The 17,464-nt window shown below is 54.7% G+C and carries 16 protein-coding genes and 1 tRNA gene; 14 read left to right on the top strand and 3 right to left on the bottom strand.

From position 1 onward, the window contains the following. Positions 1 to 293 precede the first annotated feature (293 nt). The 14 genes from QMQ05_RS08970 (at position 294) to QMQ05_RS08905 (ending at position 14,070) form a co-directional block, all read left to right on the top strand. Complete coding sequence (locus QMQ05_RS08970) at positions 294 to 3,254, top strand: Rne/Rng family ribonuclease (RefSeq protein WP_345469359.1); 2,961 nt, start codon at positions 294 to 296, stop codon at positions 3,252 to 3,254. A gap of 227 nt (positions 3,255 to 3,481) precedes the next feature. Then, positions 3,482 to 3,790, top strand: coding sequence for a 50S ribosomal protein L21 (gene rplU / locus QMQ05_RS08965; protein WP_022875304.1), 309 nt, complete (start codon positions 3,482 to 3,484; stop codon positions 3,788 to 3,790). Between the two features lie 49 nt (positions 3,791 to 3,839). Then, positions 3,840 to 4,094 (top strand): 50S ribosomal protein L27, encoded by a 255-nt coding sequence (gene rpmA / locus QMQ05_RS08960; protein ID WP_022875303.1) that lies wholly within the window; start codon positions 3,840 to 3,842, stop codon positions 4,092 to 4,094. A gap of 125 nt (positions 4,095 to 4,219) precedes the next feature. Next, positions 4,220 to 5,809: a GTPase ObgE gene (gene obgE / locus QMQ05_RS08955; RefSeq protein ID WP_345469357.1), complete on the top strand. Its 1,590-nt coding sequence runs from the start codon at positions 4,220 to 4,222 to the stop codon at positions 5,807 to 5,809. A gap of 3 nt (positions 5,810 to 5,812) precedes the next feature. Further along, positions 5,813 to 6,970, top strand: coding sequence for a glutamate 5-kinase (proB, locus tag QMQ05_RS08950; protein WP_345469355.1), 1,158 nt, complete (start codon positions 5,813 to 5,815; stop codon positions 6,968 to 6,970). 10 nt (positions 6,971 to 6,980) lie between these two features. After that, the gene (locus tag QMQ05_RS08945; protein WP_345469353.1) at positions 6,981 to 8,273 is read left to right on the top strand and encodes a glutamate-5-semialdehyde dehydrogenase; all 1,293 of its coding nucleotides are present in this window, start codon (positions 6,981 to 6,983) and stop codon (positions 8,271 to 8,273) included. Between the two features lie 117 nt (positions 8,274 to 8,390). Continuing rightward, positions 8,391 to 8,603 (top strand): hypothetical protein, encoded by a 213-nt coding sequence (locus QMQ05_RS08940; RefSeq protein ID WP_334122546.1) that lies wholly within the window; start codon positions 8,391 to 8,393, stop codon positions 8,601 to 8,603. A gap of 47 nt (positions 8,604 to 8,650) precedes the next feature. Next, complete coding sequence (gene nadD, locus QMQ05_RS08935) at positions 8,651 to 9,211, top strand: nicotinate-nucleotide adenylyltransferase (protein WP_058254460.1); 561 nt, start codon at positions 8,651 to 8,653, stop codon at positions 9,209 to 9,211. A gap of 81 nt (positions 9,212 to 9,292) precedes the next feature. Continuing rightward, on the top strand, positions 9,293 to 10,741 hold the full coding sequence (locus QMQ05_RS08930) for a hypothetical protein (protein ID WP_345469350.1): 1,449 nt from the start codon (positions 9,293 to 9,295) through the stop codon (positions 10,739 to 10,741). A gap of 57 nt (positions 10,742 to 10,798) precedes the next feature. Then, on the top strand, positions 10,799 to 11,179 hold the full coding sequence (gene rsfS, locus QMQ05_RS08925) for a ribosome silencing factor (protein WP_345469348.1): 381 nt from the start codon (positions 10,799 to 10,801) through the stop codon (positions 11,177 to 11,179). Between the two features lie 72 nt (positions 11,180 to 11,251). After that, positions 11,252 to 11,324, top strand: a tRNA-Ala gene (locus tag QMQ05_RS08920). Between the two features lie 457 nt (positions 11,325 to 11,781). Then, positions 11,782 to 12,720, top strand: a complete 939-nt coding sequence (locus QMQ05_RS08915; RefSeq protein WP_345469346.1) for a magnesium and cobalt transport protein CorA — start codon at positions 11,782 to 11,784, stop codon at positions 12,718 to 12,720. 28 nt (positions 12,721 to 12,748) lie between these two features. Continuing rightward, positions 12,749 to 13,366, top strand: a complete 618-nt coding sequence (locus tag QMQ05_RS08910; protein WP_345469344.1) for a GyrI-like domain-containing protein — start codon at positions 12,749 to 12,751, stop codon at positions 13,364 to 13,366. A 23-nt stretch (positions 13,367 to 13,389) separates the two neighbouring features. Then, on the top strand, positions 13,390 to 14,070 hold the full coding sequence (locus QMQ05_RS08905) for a DNA alkylation repair protein (RefSeq protein WP_345469342.1): 681 nt from the start codon (positions 13,390 to 13,392) through the stop codon (positions 14,068 to 14,070). A 54-nt stretch (positions 14,071 to 14,124) separates the two neighbouring features. Here QMQ05_RS08905 and QMQ05_RS08900 read toward each other — a convergent pair whose 3' ends face one another. The 3 genes from QMQ05_RS08900 to QMQ05_RS08890 form a co-directional block, all read right to left on the bottom strand. After that, on the bottom strand, positions 14,125 to 15,510 hold the full coding sequence (locus QMQ05_RS08900) for an amino acid permease (RefSeq protein WP_345469341.1): 1,386 nt from the start codon (positions 15,508 to 15,510) through the stop codon (positions 14,125 to 14,127). Beyond that, the gene (gene hisC / locus QMQ05_RS08895) at positions 15,507 to 16,580 is read right to left on the bottom strand and encodes a histidinol-phosphate transaminase (RefSeq protein ID WP_345469339.1); all 1,074 of its coding nucleotides are present in this window, start codon (positions 16,578 to 16,580) and stop codon (positions 15,507 to 15,509) included. The genes QMQ05_RS08900 and hisC overlap by 4 nt, the downstream gene beginning before the upstream one ends. A gap of 211 nt (positions 16,581 to 16,791) precedes the next feature. After that, on the bottom strand, positions 16,792 to 17,298 hold the full coding sequence (locus tag QMQ05_RS08890; RefSeq protein WP_334122554.1) for an Lrp/AsnC family transcriptional regulator: 507 nt from the start codon (positions 17,296 to 17,298) through the stop codon (positions 16,792 to 16,794). Positions 17,299 to 17,464 lie beyond the last annotated feature (166 nt).

Genomic DNA, 17,464 nt, shown 5'->3' with positions numbered 1-17,464 from the left:
GCCTGGCGATGCATCGCTTCGGTTGAGTGCCCAATATGTGCGCCTCCCGAGGGAATACCGCGGATCGTAGGGCTGCAAAGGAAAGCAGCCGGTTTTCATAGTTACGTTGATCCGCAGGAATTGCATCCGGCTTAGTGAAATGAGCTAGTGGCACTCTTGCGGAAAATAGCGAGCTTTTGTGTTTGGCCGATTTAAAGATGTCGGCCAAGGGACACGTGATGATTGTAGTTTCAGCTACGGCGCCGTCTGTGGAGGATGCCAAAGCGGGACATAGTAGGAGTATGCGAATTTAAATGAGCGCAGCAAATCAACGAAAGGGTGGGGCGCAAGGAAATAAGCGAGGCAACCGTTCCACGCGAGCCCGTCGTACCAGCGTTTCCACCACCCCAGCACGGCCACTACGCCGCGCCATGACCTTGGCAGAACTCAACGCCGCAGCAGGTGTTGAAGAAAGCCCTTACCGCTGGCGAGCCACTCGTCGGACCCAGGTTGCTACCCCTGACTCCACCCAGCGTGCCAGCCGTCAGGCAGAACGCCGTGCACAGGTTGCACGTCACGCTGCCAGCGACGAAGCAGTCGAACAGGCAGCGACTAAGCAAGAATCTGTAGATGATCGCACTGCGCAAGCCGCGAATGCGGTCGCAGACTCTTCCGATGCAGCGACTAGTACTGCCCAAACCGTGGAGGATCACACCGGCCAGTTGCTCGCTGAGCACGGTAGCTCCATGATCTTGAATCCATTTGCCGTACCAGAAACTGCTCAAGCAGTCTTGGCGCAGGCAGTGGCTAAAAAGCAAGAGCCAGTGCGCAACCGAAGCACCGAATCCGAGAGCGAAGACGTGACCTCACGCCGTCGCCGTCGTCGTCGCCGTGGGGATGCCGACCTGGAACTTGAGGGTGGCTCACAGGACGATCCACCAAACACGATCACCCGTGTACGCGCCCCGCGTGGCAGCTTCGATAGCCACGGTCCGGTCAGTGACAAGGTGACTTCGGTCCGCGGCTCGACCCGTCTGGAAGCTAAGCGCCAGCGCCGTCGTGAATCGCGTGAAACCGGGCGTCGCCGTCAGGTCATCACTGAGGCCGAGTTCTTGGCTCGCCGTGAATCCGTTGAACGCAAGATGATCGTGCGTCAGCGTGAAGACCGCATTCAGATCGGTGTCCTCGAAGACGGTGTACTGGCTGAGCACTTCGTTTCGAAGACTCAACAAGATTCGCTGATCGGCAACGTTTACGTTGGCAAGGTGCAGAACGTCCTTCCATCGATGGAGGCTGCCTTCGTTGACATTGGACGCGGACGTAATGCCGTGTTGTACGCCGGTGAAGTTAATTGGGATATTGCAGCCCTTGAAGGCCAGCCACGACGCATTGAAAATGCGCTGAAGGCCGGCGACTCGGTACTTGTTCAGGTCACCAAGGACCCAGTGGGCCACAAGGGCGCCCGCCTGACCAGCCAGATCTCCTTGCCAGGACGCTACTTGGTCTACGTACCAGGTGGATCCATGACCGGTATCTCCCGCAAGCTACCCGACGTTGAACGTCAGCGCTTGAAGAAGATCCTGAAGGATCACCTGCCTGAAAACGCCGGCGTAATTGTTCGTACCGCCGCTGAAGGTGCTTCGGAAGAAGAGCTGACCAACGATATCAACCGACTGCGTGCGCAGTGGGAAGGTATTGAAGAGCAGGCGAACTCCACCAAGACTTTGGCTCCAGAGCTGTTGTACTCGGAACCAGATTTGACCATCAAGGTCGTGCGTGATGTCTTCAATGAAGACTTCACCAAGCTCATCGTTTCGGGTGAACACGCTTGGGACACCATTGAGGCCTATGTCATGTACGTGGCCCCAGACTTGATGGGTCGCTTGGAGAAGTGGGAGTCCGACCAGGATATCTTCGCTAACTACCGTGTAGATGAACAGATCGCTAAGGCTCTAGATCGCAAGGTCTACTTGCCATCGGGTGGATCGCTGGTCATTGACCGCACCGAAGCGATGACCGTGATTGACGTTAACACTGGTAAGTTCACCGGTTCCGGCGGCAACCTTGAAGAAACTGTCACCAAGAATAACTTGGAGGCTGCTGAAGAAGTTGTTCGTCAGCTGCGCCTGCGTGATATCGGTGGCATCATCGTCATCGACTTCATCGATATGGTCTTGGAATCAAACCGAGATCTCGTCTTGCGTCGTTTGGTTGAGTGCTTGGGCCGTGATCGCACCAAGCACCAGGTAGCAGAAGTTACCTCATTGGGCTTGGTCCAGATGACCCGTAAGCGTATGGGTACTGGTCTGCTCGAAGTCTTCGGTGAAGAGTGTGAGCATTGTGCTGGCGCTGGTGTCATCACCCACGAAGAACCTGTGGAATCACGCCGCACGTTTAATTCTGCCGGTGAACCACACACCAAGAAGTTCAACGAGAAGCCAAGCCGTAACTCTCGTCGCCGTCGCGGTGGCGAGAAGGATGAGGCTAAGTCGGTGGCTAAGCAGGAGAACACTACCGGGGGAGAGAAGGACGAAGCTACCCGCAATGCGCTGGCTAGCATCGCCGCTGCCTCACACCTAGAACCACACGTGGAGAACGCTGTGAGCATCGACGGCGAGCAGATCCCAGTGGTTAAGGCCAACGCTCCGGTCAACGCCGACGTGTCAGTTACCCTTGAAGCACTCGAAGCTGCCCTACCGGGTAAGGACGAGGAGACACAAGAGGGCAACGAAACGACGCGCAAGCCACGCCGTCGCTCACGCTCCCGCGGACGTAACCGTTCCCAGAGTGATGCTGAGACGCAGGCAGTGAATGCTGAGGAAGCTGATCAGAGCGTCAACGAGCAGCCGGTGGTTGCCGAGGTCGTGGAAGATGAGCCGAAGGCAGCTGTCCAGCAGCCACGCAAGCGTTCACGCCGGGCTTCGCGTCCGCAGGGATCCGCAGCAAGCTCCACGCAGGAACAGCCGGTACTTACCGGTCTGGCCATGCCTGCTTCGAGTGCTGAGGTCATCGCGCAGACTCAGGGCCCTGCAACAACTTCGGTTACCGCTAGCGCGGTGGCCCCACAGAGTTCCACGAAACCTAAGCGGCGTAGTCGTCGAGCCACCTCGGCTCAGGGCGACGCGAATGCAGAGGTTCTCGTGGCCGAGGTATCCGCAGCTACCGGTTCGGTAGTTCATATGGATGTCTCCAGCTCGCAAAACGAAAAGCCAGCTGAACCTGCCGGGCAACCGGTCATGTTCGGAGTTGGCGTTCCGGTACGCGAACTGAAATAGATGAACTTGATCACGCTTCACCCACTGGGGCGGTTTGTATTTGCCCCAGTGGTGTCGACTAGCGTAATCTAGTTGATCGGTGCTAAACGCCAAGATCACGGACTTTCCGTCCGCTCGGCGTCAAGGCACAAGCGCATGAGATCCCCGTGATTGCACTCATTTATGGGTGTTCGGGTCGATATCTGCGCCGGTAAGACAATAAACGTCGAGTAGAAGTGAGTACCCACGTGGTGTACGCAATTGTCCGCGCAGGCGGCCACCAGGAGAAGGTTTCCGTAGGAGACCTCATCACCGTTGACCGTCTTCAGGCTGCCCCAGGTAGCTCCATTGAGCTTCCTGCTTTGCTGTTGGTAGATGGCGAGAAGGTAACTTCCGCCGCTGCTGATCTGGCTAAGGTCAAGGTCACCGCCGAGGTTGTAGAAAACCTTCGTGGCGAGAAGATCGTTATCCAGAAGTACAAGAACAAGACCGGTTACAAGAAGCGCCAGGGCTTCCGTGCCGCTCTGACCAAGGTCAAGGTCACCTCGATCGCCTAATTCAGGCTGATCGTAATATCCATTTTTGTAGCGAAAGAGGCTAAAAGGCATGGCACATAAGAAAGGTGCGAGTTCCACTCGCAACGGTCGCGATTCCAACGCACAGTACCTAGGCGTAAAGCGCTTTGGTGGTCAGGAAGTCAAGGCTGGCGAAATCATCGTTCGTCAGCGTGGCACCCACTTCCACCCAGGCGCCGGCGTAGGTCGTGGCAAGGATGACACCCTGTTCGCCCTGGCTGCTGGTGCAGTCGAGTTCGGCACCCGTCGTGGTCGCCGCGTGGTGAACATTGTGGCTGCTGCCTAATTTAGGCAACAGGCAAATTTTTTAGTACACAAGGGGTGGGCCGATCTTCGGTCCGCCCCTTGCGTGCGTAGATAGACTTTTAAGCGAGAGTCCCTCGCACCCCCGTTATAGGAGAAGATGGCCCCGTGGCTGCATTCGTTGATCGCGTAACCCTTCATGTCACCGCAGGTAATGGTGGCCACGGTTGTGTGTCCATCAAGCGCGAAAAATTTAAACCGCTTGGCGGACCCGATGGCGGCAACGGCGGCAAGGGTGGCGACATCATCCTGCGCGTTGATCCGCAGGTCACCACGCTGCTGGACTTCCACCACCTGCCACACCGCAAGGCCGGTAATGGCGAACCAGGCAAGGGTGGACTGCACCCAGGCAAGCACGGTGAAGACCTGATCCTCGGTGTCCCCGCCGGCACCGTCATCAAGTCCAAGGACGGCGACATCCTCGGCGACCTAGTGAACGCTGGCGACGAGTACATCGCTGCCCTCGGCGGTATGGGTGGTTTGGGTAACGCAGCCATCGCTTCGGATAAGCGTAAGGCCCCAGGTTTCGCCCTGTTGGGCATTCCAGGCACCAGCCAGGACATTGTTCTTGAGCTGAAGTCCATGGCCGATATTGCCCTGGTAGGTTACCCATCGGCAGGCAAGTCATCCCTGATTGCAGCGATGTCTGCAGCGCGTCCAAAGATCGCCGATTACCCGTTCACCACCCTGGTGCCAAACCTTGGTGTGGTTCAGGCCGGCGAGGTACGCTTCACCGTTGCCGACGTTCCGGGGCTGATCCCTGGCGCGTCGCAGGGTAAGGGACTGGGACACGAGTTCCTGCGCCACGTGGAGCGTTGTGCTGCCATTGTGCACGTATTGGACTGTGCCTCCCTGGAATCCGATCGTGACCCCATTAGCGATCTGGACATCATCGAAGCTGAGTTGGCCAACTATGAGGCCGACTCGACCTTCGCAGGAACCGATGGAACCATCGTTCCGCTGATCGAACGCCCTAAGCTGATCGCGCTCAACAAGGTTGACATGCCTGACGGTGCCGAAATGGCCGAATTTGTGCGTCCAGAACTGGAAAAGCGCGGATATCGTGTCTTTGAAATCTCGGCACTCTCACGTAACGGATTGCGTGAACTGTCCTTCGCTATGGCTGAATTGGTAGAACAAGCACGAGAAGAGCGCGTCGTTGAAGCACCAGTAGTTGAGGTGCCAGTGATTCGCCCACGCTTTAGCAACAAGGAAGAGTTCTACATTCGCCGCGAGGAACAAAACCTTGAGCCTCTGTGGCGCGTTATTGGTGAAAAGCCAGAACGCTGGATCATGCAGACTGACTTCCGTAACGATGAAGCAGTTGGTTACCTCGCTGACCGACTGGCCAAACTGGGGGTAGAGACCAAACTCTTTAAGGCCGGAGCCAAGCCGGGCGACGCGGTCGTCATTGGTTCCGAAGAAGATTCTGTGGTCTTTGACTGGGAGCCAACTATGGCTGCCGGCGCCGAATTGCTAGGCGGAAGCCGCCGTGGTGAAGACGTGCGACTCGAAGACCGTGGTAATCGAAAGACCCGCGAAGAAAAGCGTGCCGAACATGAGGAGCGCAAGGCCGCCAAGGCTGAAGCTCGCGCCGAGCTGGAAGCCGAACGCAAGGCCGGCATCTGGACCGAATCGGTGAATGCAAAACGCAACAAGAAGGCTGCAGAAACGAAGGCAGCCCAGGAGGAAAATTAAAGTATGAGTGAAAGTGCCACTAAGACTATTTCAGCCATTACCTCTCCTCACGAACTGCCCGATGCCCGGCGGCTCGTAGTCAAGGTTGGATCCAGCTCGCTGACCACGGTCAGCGGGGGAATATCCCATGAAAGACTGAAATTCTTGGTGGATACTCTCGCTGAAACCGTGAATAACGGTACCGAGGTCATCCTCGTTTCCTCCGGCGCCATCGCCGCCGGTCTGGCTCCGCTGGGTTTGCCAAAACGTCCTAAGGACTTGGCAACCCAGCAGGCCGCGGCGGCCGTCGGACAGGGACTTCTCTTGGCCGAGTACACGCAGCTCTTTGAAGAACACGACCTGCGTGTCGGTCAGGTTCTGCTGACCGCCGATGACTTGATGCGTCGCTCGTCCTACACCAATGCGCTTCGTTCGTTGGTGCGCCTGTTGAACCTTGGCGTATTGCCCATCGTTAACGAAAACGATGCGGTGGCCACCCGCGAGATTCGTTTTGGCGATAATGATCGTCTGGCATCATTGGTAGCCCACCTTGTTAAGGCTGATGCCCTACTTCTCTTCTCCGACGTTGACTCCGTCTATGACGCCCACCCAGCAGATGGCGGTAGCCGAATCACCACCATTGAACACCCAGACGAGCTTGAAGCTGTGGATTTGGGCACTCCTGGGGCGGCCGGCGTTGGTACCGGTGGCATGATTACCAAGGTAGATGCCGCAACCATGAGCTCATCGGCAGGCATCCCTACACTGGTGACCAGCACGGATAACGCCGCCAAGGCGTTGCGCGGTGAAGACGTCGGCACCTGGTTTGCTGCGCGTAACTCGCGTCGTTCAGCCCGTGATGTCTGGTTGGCTTATCTTGCAAGTATTGAAGGACGTCTGATTCTGGACGATGGAGCCGTCAAGGCCATCGCCCAAGGAACCAACTCGCTACTCGCCGCCGGCATCATAGGCGTTGAGGGCGCATTTGAACCTGGAGACGCGGTGGAAATCTGCGGCTCAGACCGAGTTCCTTTTGCCCGTGGCCTGGTGAACTTCAGTTCTGAAGAGCTGCCAGAAATGCTTGGGCAAAACACCAGTGATCTCGTTGATCAGCTCGGCGAAGGTTACGATAAGTCGGTCGTGCATGTCGACGACCTAGCATTGATCGAACCTATTTTCTAGAATGGGGATCATGAGTATCGACGCCGCACGAACCGAAAATCAGATCACCGACGTCACCAGCTCGGTCAACCAACTAGCAGATCGCGCACGCCGCGCTTCGCGAGTTCTTAAGCGCGCCAACCGGGATTGGAAGGACCGCGCACTGCTGGCTATGGCCGCAGGCATTGACGCTAACCGTTCCAAGATCTTCCAAGAAAACAAGAAAGACTTGGAAGCCGGCCGCGCCAACGGGACCAGCACGGCAATGCTGGACCGTTTGAAGCTAGATGACCAGCGCATTGACGGGCTGATTGCCGCCCTGAACGAGCTGGCAGGCCTGCCAGATCCCGTAGGACGCGTAGTACGTGGTGAGACCCTGCCCAACGGGTTGCGAATGCGTCAGGTTAACGTTCCGATGGGTGTCATTGGAACCATCTACGAGGCCCGTCCCAATGTGACTGTTGATATCGCTGGGCTGTCGCTCAAGAGCGGCAACGCGGTGCTTTTGCGTGGTGGCAGTGCCGCACTCAATTCCAACTTGGCGCTGGTCTCCATCATCCGTGACGCCTTGGAATCGGTGTCTCTGCCACGAGACCTAGTGATCTCCATTGATGAATTTGGTCGCGAGGGCGCAGACGCCATGATGGGCGCGCGAGGAAAAATTGATGTCTTGATTCCTCGCGGTGGACGGGAATTGATTCAGCGTGTGGTCACCACGGCCAAGGTTCCAGTCATTGAAACCGGTGAAGGTAACGTTCATATCTTCCTTGACGCGGATGCCAATGAGCAGATGGCCATCGATATCCTGACCAATGCCAAGACGCAGCGTCCAAGCGTGTGTAACACCGTAGAGACCTTGCTGATCCACAAGGATTCAAAAGTGGCCGCATCAGTGCTCAAGGCGCTCTCAGCTGCCGGTGTCACGCTCCATGCGGACGAGCGTGCAGCAGCTTTGGTACCTGAGCTTCAGACTCTCGCCGCAGGTGAAGATGACTGGCGCAATGAGTACCTCGACCTAGATATTGCGGTCAAGGTTGTCGAAGACATGGATGAGGCTTTGGAGCACATTCGCAAATACTCAACCGGTCACACCGAAGCCATCCTGACCTCCTCCTTGGCCTCTTCGGAGCAGTTCATCGCTGAAATCGATTCGGCCGCGGTCATTGTGAACGCGTCAACCCGATTTACCGATGGTGGACAGCTGGGCTTGGGTGCCGAAGTTGGCATCTCGACACAGAAGATGCATGCGCGTGGGCCCATGGGCCTCGCAGAGCTGACGACCACCAAGTGGATCGTTCAGGGCGACGGACACGTACGTAAATAGTTTCTGACCGCCCTTTTCGGTAGGATGTAGAAGAAACTTACCGTGACTTTTCGGGCCATTGGATTTTTACAGCAAGTGAAGAGCCGATAGCTACCGTTAATACGACTGGAGAATTACTTGAACGCGCTGATTATGGCCGCCGAAGCCTCTGAATCTGGCTTGGGTGGACACACCTGGTCCCTGCTTATCGGTGGCGGCATCTTTGTTGCTTTGATGATCTTGCTGTTGATCACCGTGTCCTACACGAACGTTGGCAACCGCCACACGGTCAAGGAAGAAGAACAAGACATTCACCGTCAGTTCAAGACTCACGAACCACATAGCCACTAGTCTTGAGCGAGCGGCAACACAGTGACCGCCCATTACGCCTAGGCGTAATGGGCGGTACTTTTGACCCCATCCACAACGGACACTTGGTCGCTGCCAGCGAGGTAGCTGCCGAGTATGACCTGGATGAGGTAGTTTTTGTACCCACTGGACAGCCTTGGCAGAAGGCTGACAAGCAGGTTACAAGCGCGGAACACCGTTATTTGATGACGGTGATTGCAACGGCTTCTAATCCACGGTTTACCGTCAGCCGCGTCGATATTGACCGTGAAGGTGCCACGTACACTCGTGACACCTTGCTTGATCTGCGTGCACAACGCCCCGATGCGGAATTGTTCTTCATCACCGGTGCGGATGCGATGAGCCAGATCATGAGCTGGCGTGACATCGATCAGGTCTGGAACCTAGCTCATTTTGTCGGTGTGAGCCGTCCAGGGTACGTCATGAGTGATCCCGGCAGAGACAACGTTTCTCAGCTGGAGATTCCGGCACTGTCGATTTCATCGACGGATTGCCGTGAGCGAGTCGCTCAGGATAAGCCGGTTTGGTACCTTGTGCCTGATGGTGTGGTGCAGTACATTGCAAAATATCGGCTGTATACCGAGTCGTAACCTCACATTGGGTAGCGCAACACGGCATAATCTCTAGGTAAGGGTGACGGTATTTGTCTATGCGGTCGGGAGAAGTACAGGATGAGCGATAACTCGCAGCCGGTTTCTAGCAGGCGAGCTCTGCGCGAAAAGCGACGTGCCGAAATGGAAGCTTTGCTCGCTAGTAGCAAGGCAGAACAAGAGGCAAGAGAACTCGCGGACGAGAAAAAGGCAGGGCAGACCGAGCAATCGGCCAAGCCGGCGAAAGCCGACGCCACTGCCTCGGCAAAGCCGAATCCAAAACCGGAAGCGGCTAAGCCTCAGGCAGCAAAACCCGCCCCTAAACCCGCACCGAACGCCAAAGTCGAACCAGAAGTTCAGAAGCCGACTTCAAAAGCACCCGCTAAAGATGCATCAACAGCTAGCGCAAGCAAGCCATCACCTGTAAAGGGCAACCAGGAACAGGCAGCAAAGCCCAAGCCAAAGGCTACCCCTGAAGCCAATGTTGCAGCATCAGCTAGTTCTTCAGCTACTCAGAAACCAGATGAAGAACCAATGGGGGAGCGTGCGTCATTACGCCGTGCTCGTAACCGTGAGGCCTTGCGTGAACGTCGTCGCCTGGAAGGCGAAGTAGACGCGCTGACCAGTCACATTCCAACCGTTGAACCAGCTGATGAGCCTAAGCCTCTTACTCGCCGTCAGCTTCGTTTACAGGCTCTAGCAGAGCAAGGAAAAACTGATCCGGCCGCGGCTCCTAAACCGGCCGCAAAACCAGCGCAAAAGCCTGCTTCAGACGATGATTCACCTGAAACTACGGTGATGAGTGTCGAGCAAGCACTAGCAGCACGTCGCGCGCATGCTCCCAAGGCGCCAATTGACCCCAATCTATTGGGTGAAGACGACTCCGAGATTGATCTCGAAGTACTGGCTCACCAGCGTGAAATGGCCGCCCGTGCCGCGATCATTTCGCGTCGTGCAGCAGAGCGCGAACGCTTAAGAGTTGAGAACGCCAAGCAGGGTAAAGATGACAAGTCATCGGATCCATTCACCGGCGCTATGGGCAACATTCGTGAAGTAGAAGACCGTATCGCGAAGACTGGTGTCCAAGGACCGAAGACCCAAAGCGTTTCCCTGAACCTAGATTCTGATGGAAAGATTAGTTCCAAAAAGCATCAGGCGGCCCCTGCCGCTAAGAAGCCTGCTCCTAAACCAGCAGCGAAAGCGGCACCTAAGCCCGCAGCACCAAAACCTGCAGCAAAACCGGCGCCTAAGCCCGCAGCAAAGGCTGCCCCTCAGGCGGCACCGAAACCTGCAGCTAAGACGACACCCAAACCAGCTGCTGAGCCAAAGAAGTCGGCGCCAGTTTCAGAAGCTGTCGCAGACGTGCAAATGCCACGAATTGATGCCGTGAATGCTCACGGTCTTGAACCGTTAGACGTTCAAACTCATGGTGTCCGTCGTGCGAACAACATGCTTATCGCCATGATCGTAGCGCTTAGCGTCGGCGGCGCCGCACTGATTGCTGGACTGATCATGTTGCTTGGCAACTAGTTTCGTTGCAAAATTAAGTTCTCGATCTACCCCTCTAACAAGGAGACACCCCACTCAATGGGAGCACACGCAGATTCAATTGCCCTCGTGAAGGTTGCAGCTCAAGCTGCTTCTGAAAAGTTGGCAGAAAACATGGTTGCGCTCGATGTAGCCGACCGCCTTGGCGTAACTGACGCCTTTTTGATTGTCTCTGGTGGGTCAGAACCGCAGGTGAACGCAATCGTTGACGAAATCCAGGCCAAAGTCTTGGACGAGTACAGCATGCGTCCCGTTCGTCGTGAAGGCTTCGGCATGGGACGTTGGGTCTTGTTGGATTACGGTGACGTTGTTGTCCACGTACAGCACCAAGAAGATCGCGTTTTCTATGCTCTGGAACGTCTCTGGGCAGATTGCCCTGTGATTGAGTTGCCAGAGGAAGCGGCTGGGCAGAACCAGTAATCGTGAATTTGCTTCCTGATCAGGTAGTCATCTATGATTATGAAGTTGCCTGATCAGGGTAGCAATCCTTTTGGGGGTATGGCGCAGTTGGTAGCGCGTCTGCATGGCATGCAGAAGGTCAGGGGTTCGAATCCCCTTACCTCCACAAATTAAATCCCGAAATTCTTGAGAAAAGAATTTCGGGATTTTTGCGTATTTTCACCTAATCTCATTGCCTAAAATTCCTGGCTATCAACGCAGCCACTAGCATCGAAAGTCCACACGCTACATTGCAAGGAGCGGACTAGAAATAGTCGTGTCTATAGCGGAGAGTAGATCGCACGTTTTGTGGGTCTGAGAATGACATGGCACAGCATGAGAGATGTTTAAGACTCTAGGCCTCGTCAGATGCGCTGTATAGTCAGTTTCACTTGGGATACTTGAACAATAATCATTCAAGCAGGAGCACCATGGCGCGAATTCAGAGACGAACTGTCCGGGCAAAACATGCAGGGATCAGTCGGGAACAGAACCATAGTTCAAAACGTGTGCGTTTTATTGATGACGGTGCCGTCGAATCGGCACCATCGAATATAACTGCGGTTGAAGCATTACAATTCAGCATGGACGGCAAGAACCGCATCGCACTGTCGTTGTACCCCACTCCCGATGAGGCAGATATTCAAGAACTTGCCGAGGCATGGGATCTACACCCCGTTCTGGTGGAAGATCTTTTACATGCTCGACAGCGTCCCAAATTGGAACGATACGGTGAAGTTCTTTTACTTGTCGTTCGATCCGCCCTGTACGTTGATGAAGCAGAAGAAGTGGAACTCTCTGAGTTTCACATTCTCGTTCGTCAGGGATCCATCGCCATCCTTTGCCAGGACCATCGCTGGATTGACGGTACAGACGGCCACGAATTCGCCGAGTCGATTAGCAATGGCAGTCTGCAAAAGCACCAGCTACTGCTTAAAGATCCGAAACTCTTGAAGTTAGGATCTGAAGCGGTGCTCTATCGGGTTCTCGATGAAATTGTCGACGGTTACGTCCCGGTTCTGCATGGGTTGGGCATTGATAAAGAGCAGATTGAGCGCCAAGTGTTCAGCGGAGACGCCGCAGTGACCGAACGTATCTATCGCTTGAGCCAGGAAGTCATCGACGTACTTCACTCCACAGCGTCACTGCTTGAAGTGGTGAGGTCGCTCGATGACGGATTCAAAAAATATCCAGTTCCGGAGGAACTGGAAACCTATTTGCAAGATGTCACGGACCACCTGACCCGGGCTAACTCCCAAGCGACGGAATATCGCGATGCGCTGTCCCAGATCTTGAACGTCAACTCCACTCTGGTCGCCCAACGACAAAATGAAGACATGAAGAAAATATCTGGCTGGGCTGCAATCCTCTTTGCCCCCACCCTGATTGCCGCTATCTACGGAATGAACTTTGATCATATGCCTGAACTTCATTGGGCCTTTGGCTACCCTGGAGCCGTATTAGTCATGCTCGTTTTCGCGGCCGCGCTATACGGCGTTTTCAAATGGCGCAAATGGTTCTAAAACTGGTTTTTGCGGGGGAGCGTGCAAAGTGACTGTCAAAGTTGATTTCAAACGGGTGAACGAAGGTTATCGGGCTAAACACGGTGAATTCCGCATTCTACGGTTGCCGGTCACGCAATATCTCATGATCGATGGCCAAGGAGATCCCAATATCGTGCCCGCATACACGCAGGCATTGGAAACGATTTACCCCGTCGCGTACAAGCTGAAATTCGCGAGCAAAAACGACGGCCGCGATTACGTCGTTCCACCGTTGGAAGGCCTATGGTGGGCGGAGGACATGGCTTCGTTTACCACGCGTCGAGACAAGAACAAATGGTACTGGACGCTTATGCTGATGGTTCCAGAATGGCACAACGCTCAAGACGTTGAAAATGCCATTCAAGTAGCCCAGTCGAAACGAAATCTACCCTGCGCGGATCAGCTCCGACTCGATACTTTAGATGAGGGACAGAGCGTTCAGACGCTACATCTTGGAGCCTACGACGATGAGGGACCAGTACTTCAACAGATGCATGAAAACTTCATCCCTGGACACGGTCTGCAACCCACCGGTAAGCACCACGAGATCTATCTCGGTGACCCAAGAAAAGTCGCATCAAGTAAGCTGCGCACCATACTGCGACAGCCTGTAATCTCGTTATAGTTCCGTAAACGTTGGAGGATAAGTTGGGTAACGAGCTGAGCCCAGAAAGTACTGTGGCTGACATACAACAAGCCTTGGCAGCGCTGGAAGACCCGAAATCGAGAGCCGTCAATGAACGTCACGGTGATGACTTCGGCGTCAACCTTGGCAAGCTCAGGGCGATAGCTAAGTCATTGAAGTCGAACCAGCAGTTGGCTGAACAACTATGGGAAACGAAAGAAACATCTAGCCGTCTGGTAGCACTCTTGATTGCTAAGCCACGCAGTTTCACATTGGACCAGTTGCATGAGTGGAGCAAAGACGCCACCACACCTAAAGTCCAAAGCTGGTTCCTGAACTACATAGTGAAGAAAACCAAACTGCTTGAAGAGCTACGCCAGATCTTGATGAGTGACAACGATCCGATTCAATTGGCAGCTGGATGGGAACTTACTGCACACCAAGTGGTTAAGGACCCAGAAAAACTGAACCTTCCGGAGTTACTGGACACCATTGAAGCACAGATGTTCAATGCTCCAGACCGTCTGCAGTGGGCGATGAATACCACGCTGGCACAGATTGGAATCGAACACGAGAGCCTACGCAATCGAGCCTTGACGATAGGCGACAAGCTTCAAGTGCTTGCCGACTATCCAACCTCGCCCGGATGCATCTCACCCTTTGCGCCAATTTGGATCAATGAAATGGTTAAGAGAAAGGCCTAGGTCCAATTCATAAAACTGAATCAGACCTAGGCCAAGGGTGACGCTTACTATCGTCTAGACGAGGGTATCGTCGTTGCTCTCTGAGGAATCACGCAAAACAATCTTGGAAATGATCCAGATCGCCAAGGTCAATCCTCCGGTGAGCAGAAGCTGCGTGCGGGCTGCTGCATCGGTCATGGCGAGAACAACAATTGCAGCCAAGACTACGATGGTCGCAATGGACAGTCCGGGGAAACCCCACAAACGCAAAGGCAGTTTTTCACCGGCACGGTCGGCACGTCGACGCAAGATCAGTTGAGTGACTGCGATGAAAGCCCAGATAATGATGATGGTTGATCCCACCACATTCAACAGGATTGGCATGACCTTATCGGGCCAGATCCAGTTCAAGCCAACAGCCAGGAACGAGAAGGCAACTGAGCTGATGACAGCTTTAGCCGGGACACCTTTACCAGTGACATGGGTGACTCCACGCGGTGCCAGCTTGCGCTGACCCAGCGAGTACAGCATGCGTGATGAGCCATAAATATTAGCGTTCATCGCCGAAAGCAAGGCAACTACCACTACGGCATTCATTAACAGGCTTACACCTGGAATATGCATGACTGCCAGTGCAGCAGCGAATGGTCCTTCGACTACCGCTGGATCATTCCATGGCACCAGCGCGATGATAATCAGGATCGATCCGAGGTAGAAGAACAGGATGCGCAGCATCACCGACTTCACCACTCGCTTGATGTTTCCTGCAGGATCTTTCGACTCGGCGGCAGCGATCGAAACGACCTCGGTTCCACCGAAAGAGAAGATCACAATCAAGACGGCTGCTGCGATGCCAGCCATTCCACCTGGTGCGAATCCGCCGTGGGCGCCAAGATTACCGAAACCGACGGGCTCAGCGGTGGGGATTACATGTGCAAGTACCAGCACGCCAAAGATGAGGAATGCGATGATGGCAGCGACCTTGATGACTGCGAACCAGTACTCGAAGCGACCGTAGTTTCGAACGCCCAAGAGATTGGCACCGGTGAGCACCACGACGAAGCCGAGAACCCACGCCCATTGTGGGAAAGATGGGAACCACGAAGCGGTAATGGCCGCAGCTCCGGTAGCTTCGGCCGCAATCACGACGACTAATTGAACCCAATACAGCCAGCCCAGGGTGCTCCCGGCACTACGTCCCATGGCTTTATGCGCAAAGGTACTAAAGGCACCGGAAGATGGGTGCGCGGCAACCATTTCTGCGAGCATAGCCATAATAACGATGATGACTGTGCCAGCGAGTAAATAAGAGATAAGAACAGCGGGACCGGCAATCGAAATAGCTTGCCCAGATCCGACAAAAAGGCCAGCACCAATAGCCCCGCCGAGGCCCATCATGGATATCTGGCGTTGGGTCAGTCCTGAATGTAGTTGCTCTTCGGTGTTTTTTACAGCGGTCATGCGGTGGCCACCTCTAATGCCGCAGATTGAGGAAGTGCAGCTAGCACGCGATTTACATCTTCTTCTGTTCCGGAGGAAATGCGTAGACCGTCACCTGGGAATGCTCGTACGATGACCCCGCCGGCCGCGAGTTGAGCTTCTAATTCCACAGTATTATCGCCAGCTTCAACCCATACGAAATTAGCTTGGGACTTCACTACGGGGTAACCGGCCTGAGCTAGACCTTCATACATGCGCTCACGCTGAGTCACAACCTCTTCGATGCGAACAGCTAGTTCATCGATGGCTGCCAGCGACGCGACTGCAGCGCGCTGAGCTAAGTCAGAAACGCCAAACGGTACAGCGACCTTGCGGAGGTTTGCAGCGACTTCCAGAGGGCTAATGGCATACCCAATTCGTAACCCTGCAAGACCGTAGGCTTTCGAGAAAGTATGGAGAACTGCCACATGTGGGTATTTGCGGAAGAGCTCAACACCATCCGCACGAACTGCTGAACGGTCAAAATGTACGTAGGCTTCGTCGACTACGACCAAAATATTGCGCGGTACGGCGTTGATGAACTGGTCTAGGGCATCTGCCTCAACGACCGTTCCCGTGGGGTTGTTTGGATTGCAAATGAATATGAGTCGAGTTTTCTCAGTGATGGCATCCAGCATGGCTGGCAGGTCATGACGTGACTGGTGATCAAGGGGAACTTCGACAGGGGTGGCACCAGCGATTCGCACCAGTGATGGGTAGGCCTCGAATGAGCGCCACGCATACATTACTTCATCGCCTTCGGCAGCAACCGCGTGGATGATCTGTGCCGCGACTTCCACGGAACCAGCGCCCAGAGTGATGTGTTCGCCTGCGATGTTGAACTGTTCGCTCAATGCTGCAGTCAGCTGTGGTGCAGCAATGCTGGGATAACGATGGATATTCGCGAGCCCCTCCTGAATGCTGGAGATCACTGAAGGCAACGGTGCATGCGGTGATTCATTAGATGAGAGTTTTGAAGCTCCAGCGGGTGCGGGCTTCCCCTGCTTGTAAGCCGGGACCTCCTGCAGGGAAGGACGCTGGTGAAGGGTCATAACTTTCCTCTCTGACTGCCACAACTGCTTGAAGCTGACAATCGTTTAAACAGCAAAGCCCTGCATTGAAAGTTTCAAAGGTGGCCCTGCTCATATTCTCGCGTGTCGCGATTCACAATCATCGACTGTAGGTCGATCAAATCTGCGGTGCAATTGACGCCGGCTGTTCTATGCAGGTTGCATAGCAGTAATTGCCTATCCGTCCATTCTACTAGTCATTCTGTACAGTCTTATCCAAGGATGCCGCTGAGTTGGCGCATGCATTAACCAATGGCAGTGTGCGTCCCTGAAAGTGCTCATGCAGGGCAAATGAGGAAGAAGTTCTTGCTACGCCAGGTACTCGATTGATCCGGTCAAAAATATCTTGCAAATCATTGGCCGTACGGGCCACCACGCGCAACTGCAAATCAGAACTTCCGGTCACCGTGTACATGTCGACGATTTCAGGGATCGAGTCTTCTAACGCGGAAGAGACTCGGACGTGTCCGTCGCGCTGGATGATCTCTACCTGGCAAAAAGCCACGAGGGTATAACCGAAACCTGCAGGTTCAATGCGAGGAATAATTCCACGAATTACTCCGGCTTCGTGAAGCCTTGCAAGCCGGCTACTGACAGTGCCACGAGCTACTCCCAGGCGTCGTGCGCATTCCATCACTGGCAGCATGGGGGAATCCGTAAGAAGCTCAATTAGGTCCGCGTCCAAGCGATCAATGCGCACGTTGGTCCTTTCAAAGATGGTGGTCAGTCTTTCAAGGTTAACCCTCAAACCTGTACGGAATGGACATTGGAATGTCGGCAAAAACTACTACGTTTGGTACGTTGTGCCATTGGAGGAATAGGAAAACGGGGACGATTTCTCCCCGGGATCTCATTGTTCTCCTGCA

Source organism: Glutamicibacter sp. B1, assembly GCF_039602135.1.
In the GTDB taxonomy this organism is placed as follows: domain Bacteria; phylum Actinomycetota; class Actinomycetes; order Actinomycetales; family Micrococcaceae; genus Glutamicibacter; species Glutamicibacter ectropisis.
This window is presented reverse-complemented; position numbering and strand designations above follow the sequence as displayed.

Coding starts and splice junctions, on each gene's coding strand:
- QMQ05_RS08970 (WP_345469359.1), top strand. CDS start 294: ATGAGCGCAGCAAATCAACGAAAGGGTGGGGCGCAAGGAAATAAGCGA.
- QMQ05_RS08945 (WP_345469353.1), top strand. CDS start 6,981: ATGAGTATCGACGCCGCACGAACCGAAAATCAGATCACCGACGTCACC.
- QMQ05_RS08930 (WP_345469350.1), top strand. CDS start 9,293: ATGAGCGATAACTCGCAGCCGGTTTCTAGCAGGCGAGCTCTGCGCGAA.
- QMQ05_RS08915 (WP_345469346.1), top strand. CDS start 11,782: ATGGACGGCAAGAACCGCATCGCACTGTCGTTGTACCCCACTCCCGAT.
- hisC (WP_345469339.1), bottom strand. CDS start 16,580: ATGACCCTTCACCAGCGTCCTTCCCTGCAGGAGGTCCCGGCTTACAAG.
- rpmA (WP_022875303.1), top strand. CDS start 3,840: ATGGCACATAAGAAAGGTGCGAGTTCCACTCGCAACGGTCGCGATTCC.
- QMQ05_RS08900 (WP_345469341.1), bottom strand. CDS start 15,510: ATGACCGCTGTAAAAAACACCGAAGAGCAACTACATTCAGGACTGACC.
- rsfS (WP_345469348.1), top strand. CDS start 10,799: ATGGGAGCACACGCAGATTCAATTGCCCTCGTGAAGGTTGCAGCTCAA.
- nadD (WP_058254460.1), top strand. CDS start 8,651: ATGGGCGGTACTTTTGACCCCATCCACAACGGACACTTGGTCGCTGCC.
- proB (WP_345469355.1), top strand. CDS start 5,813: ATGAGTGAAAGTGCCACTAAGACTATTTCAGCCATTACCTCTCCTCAC.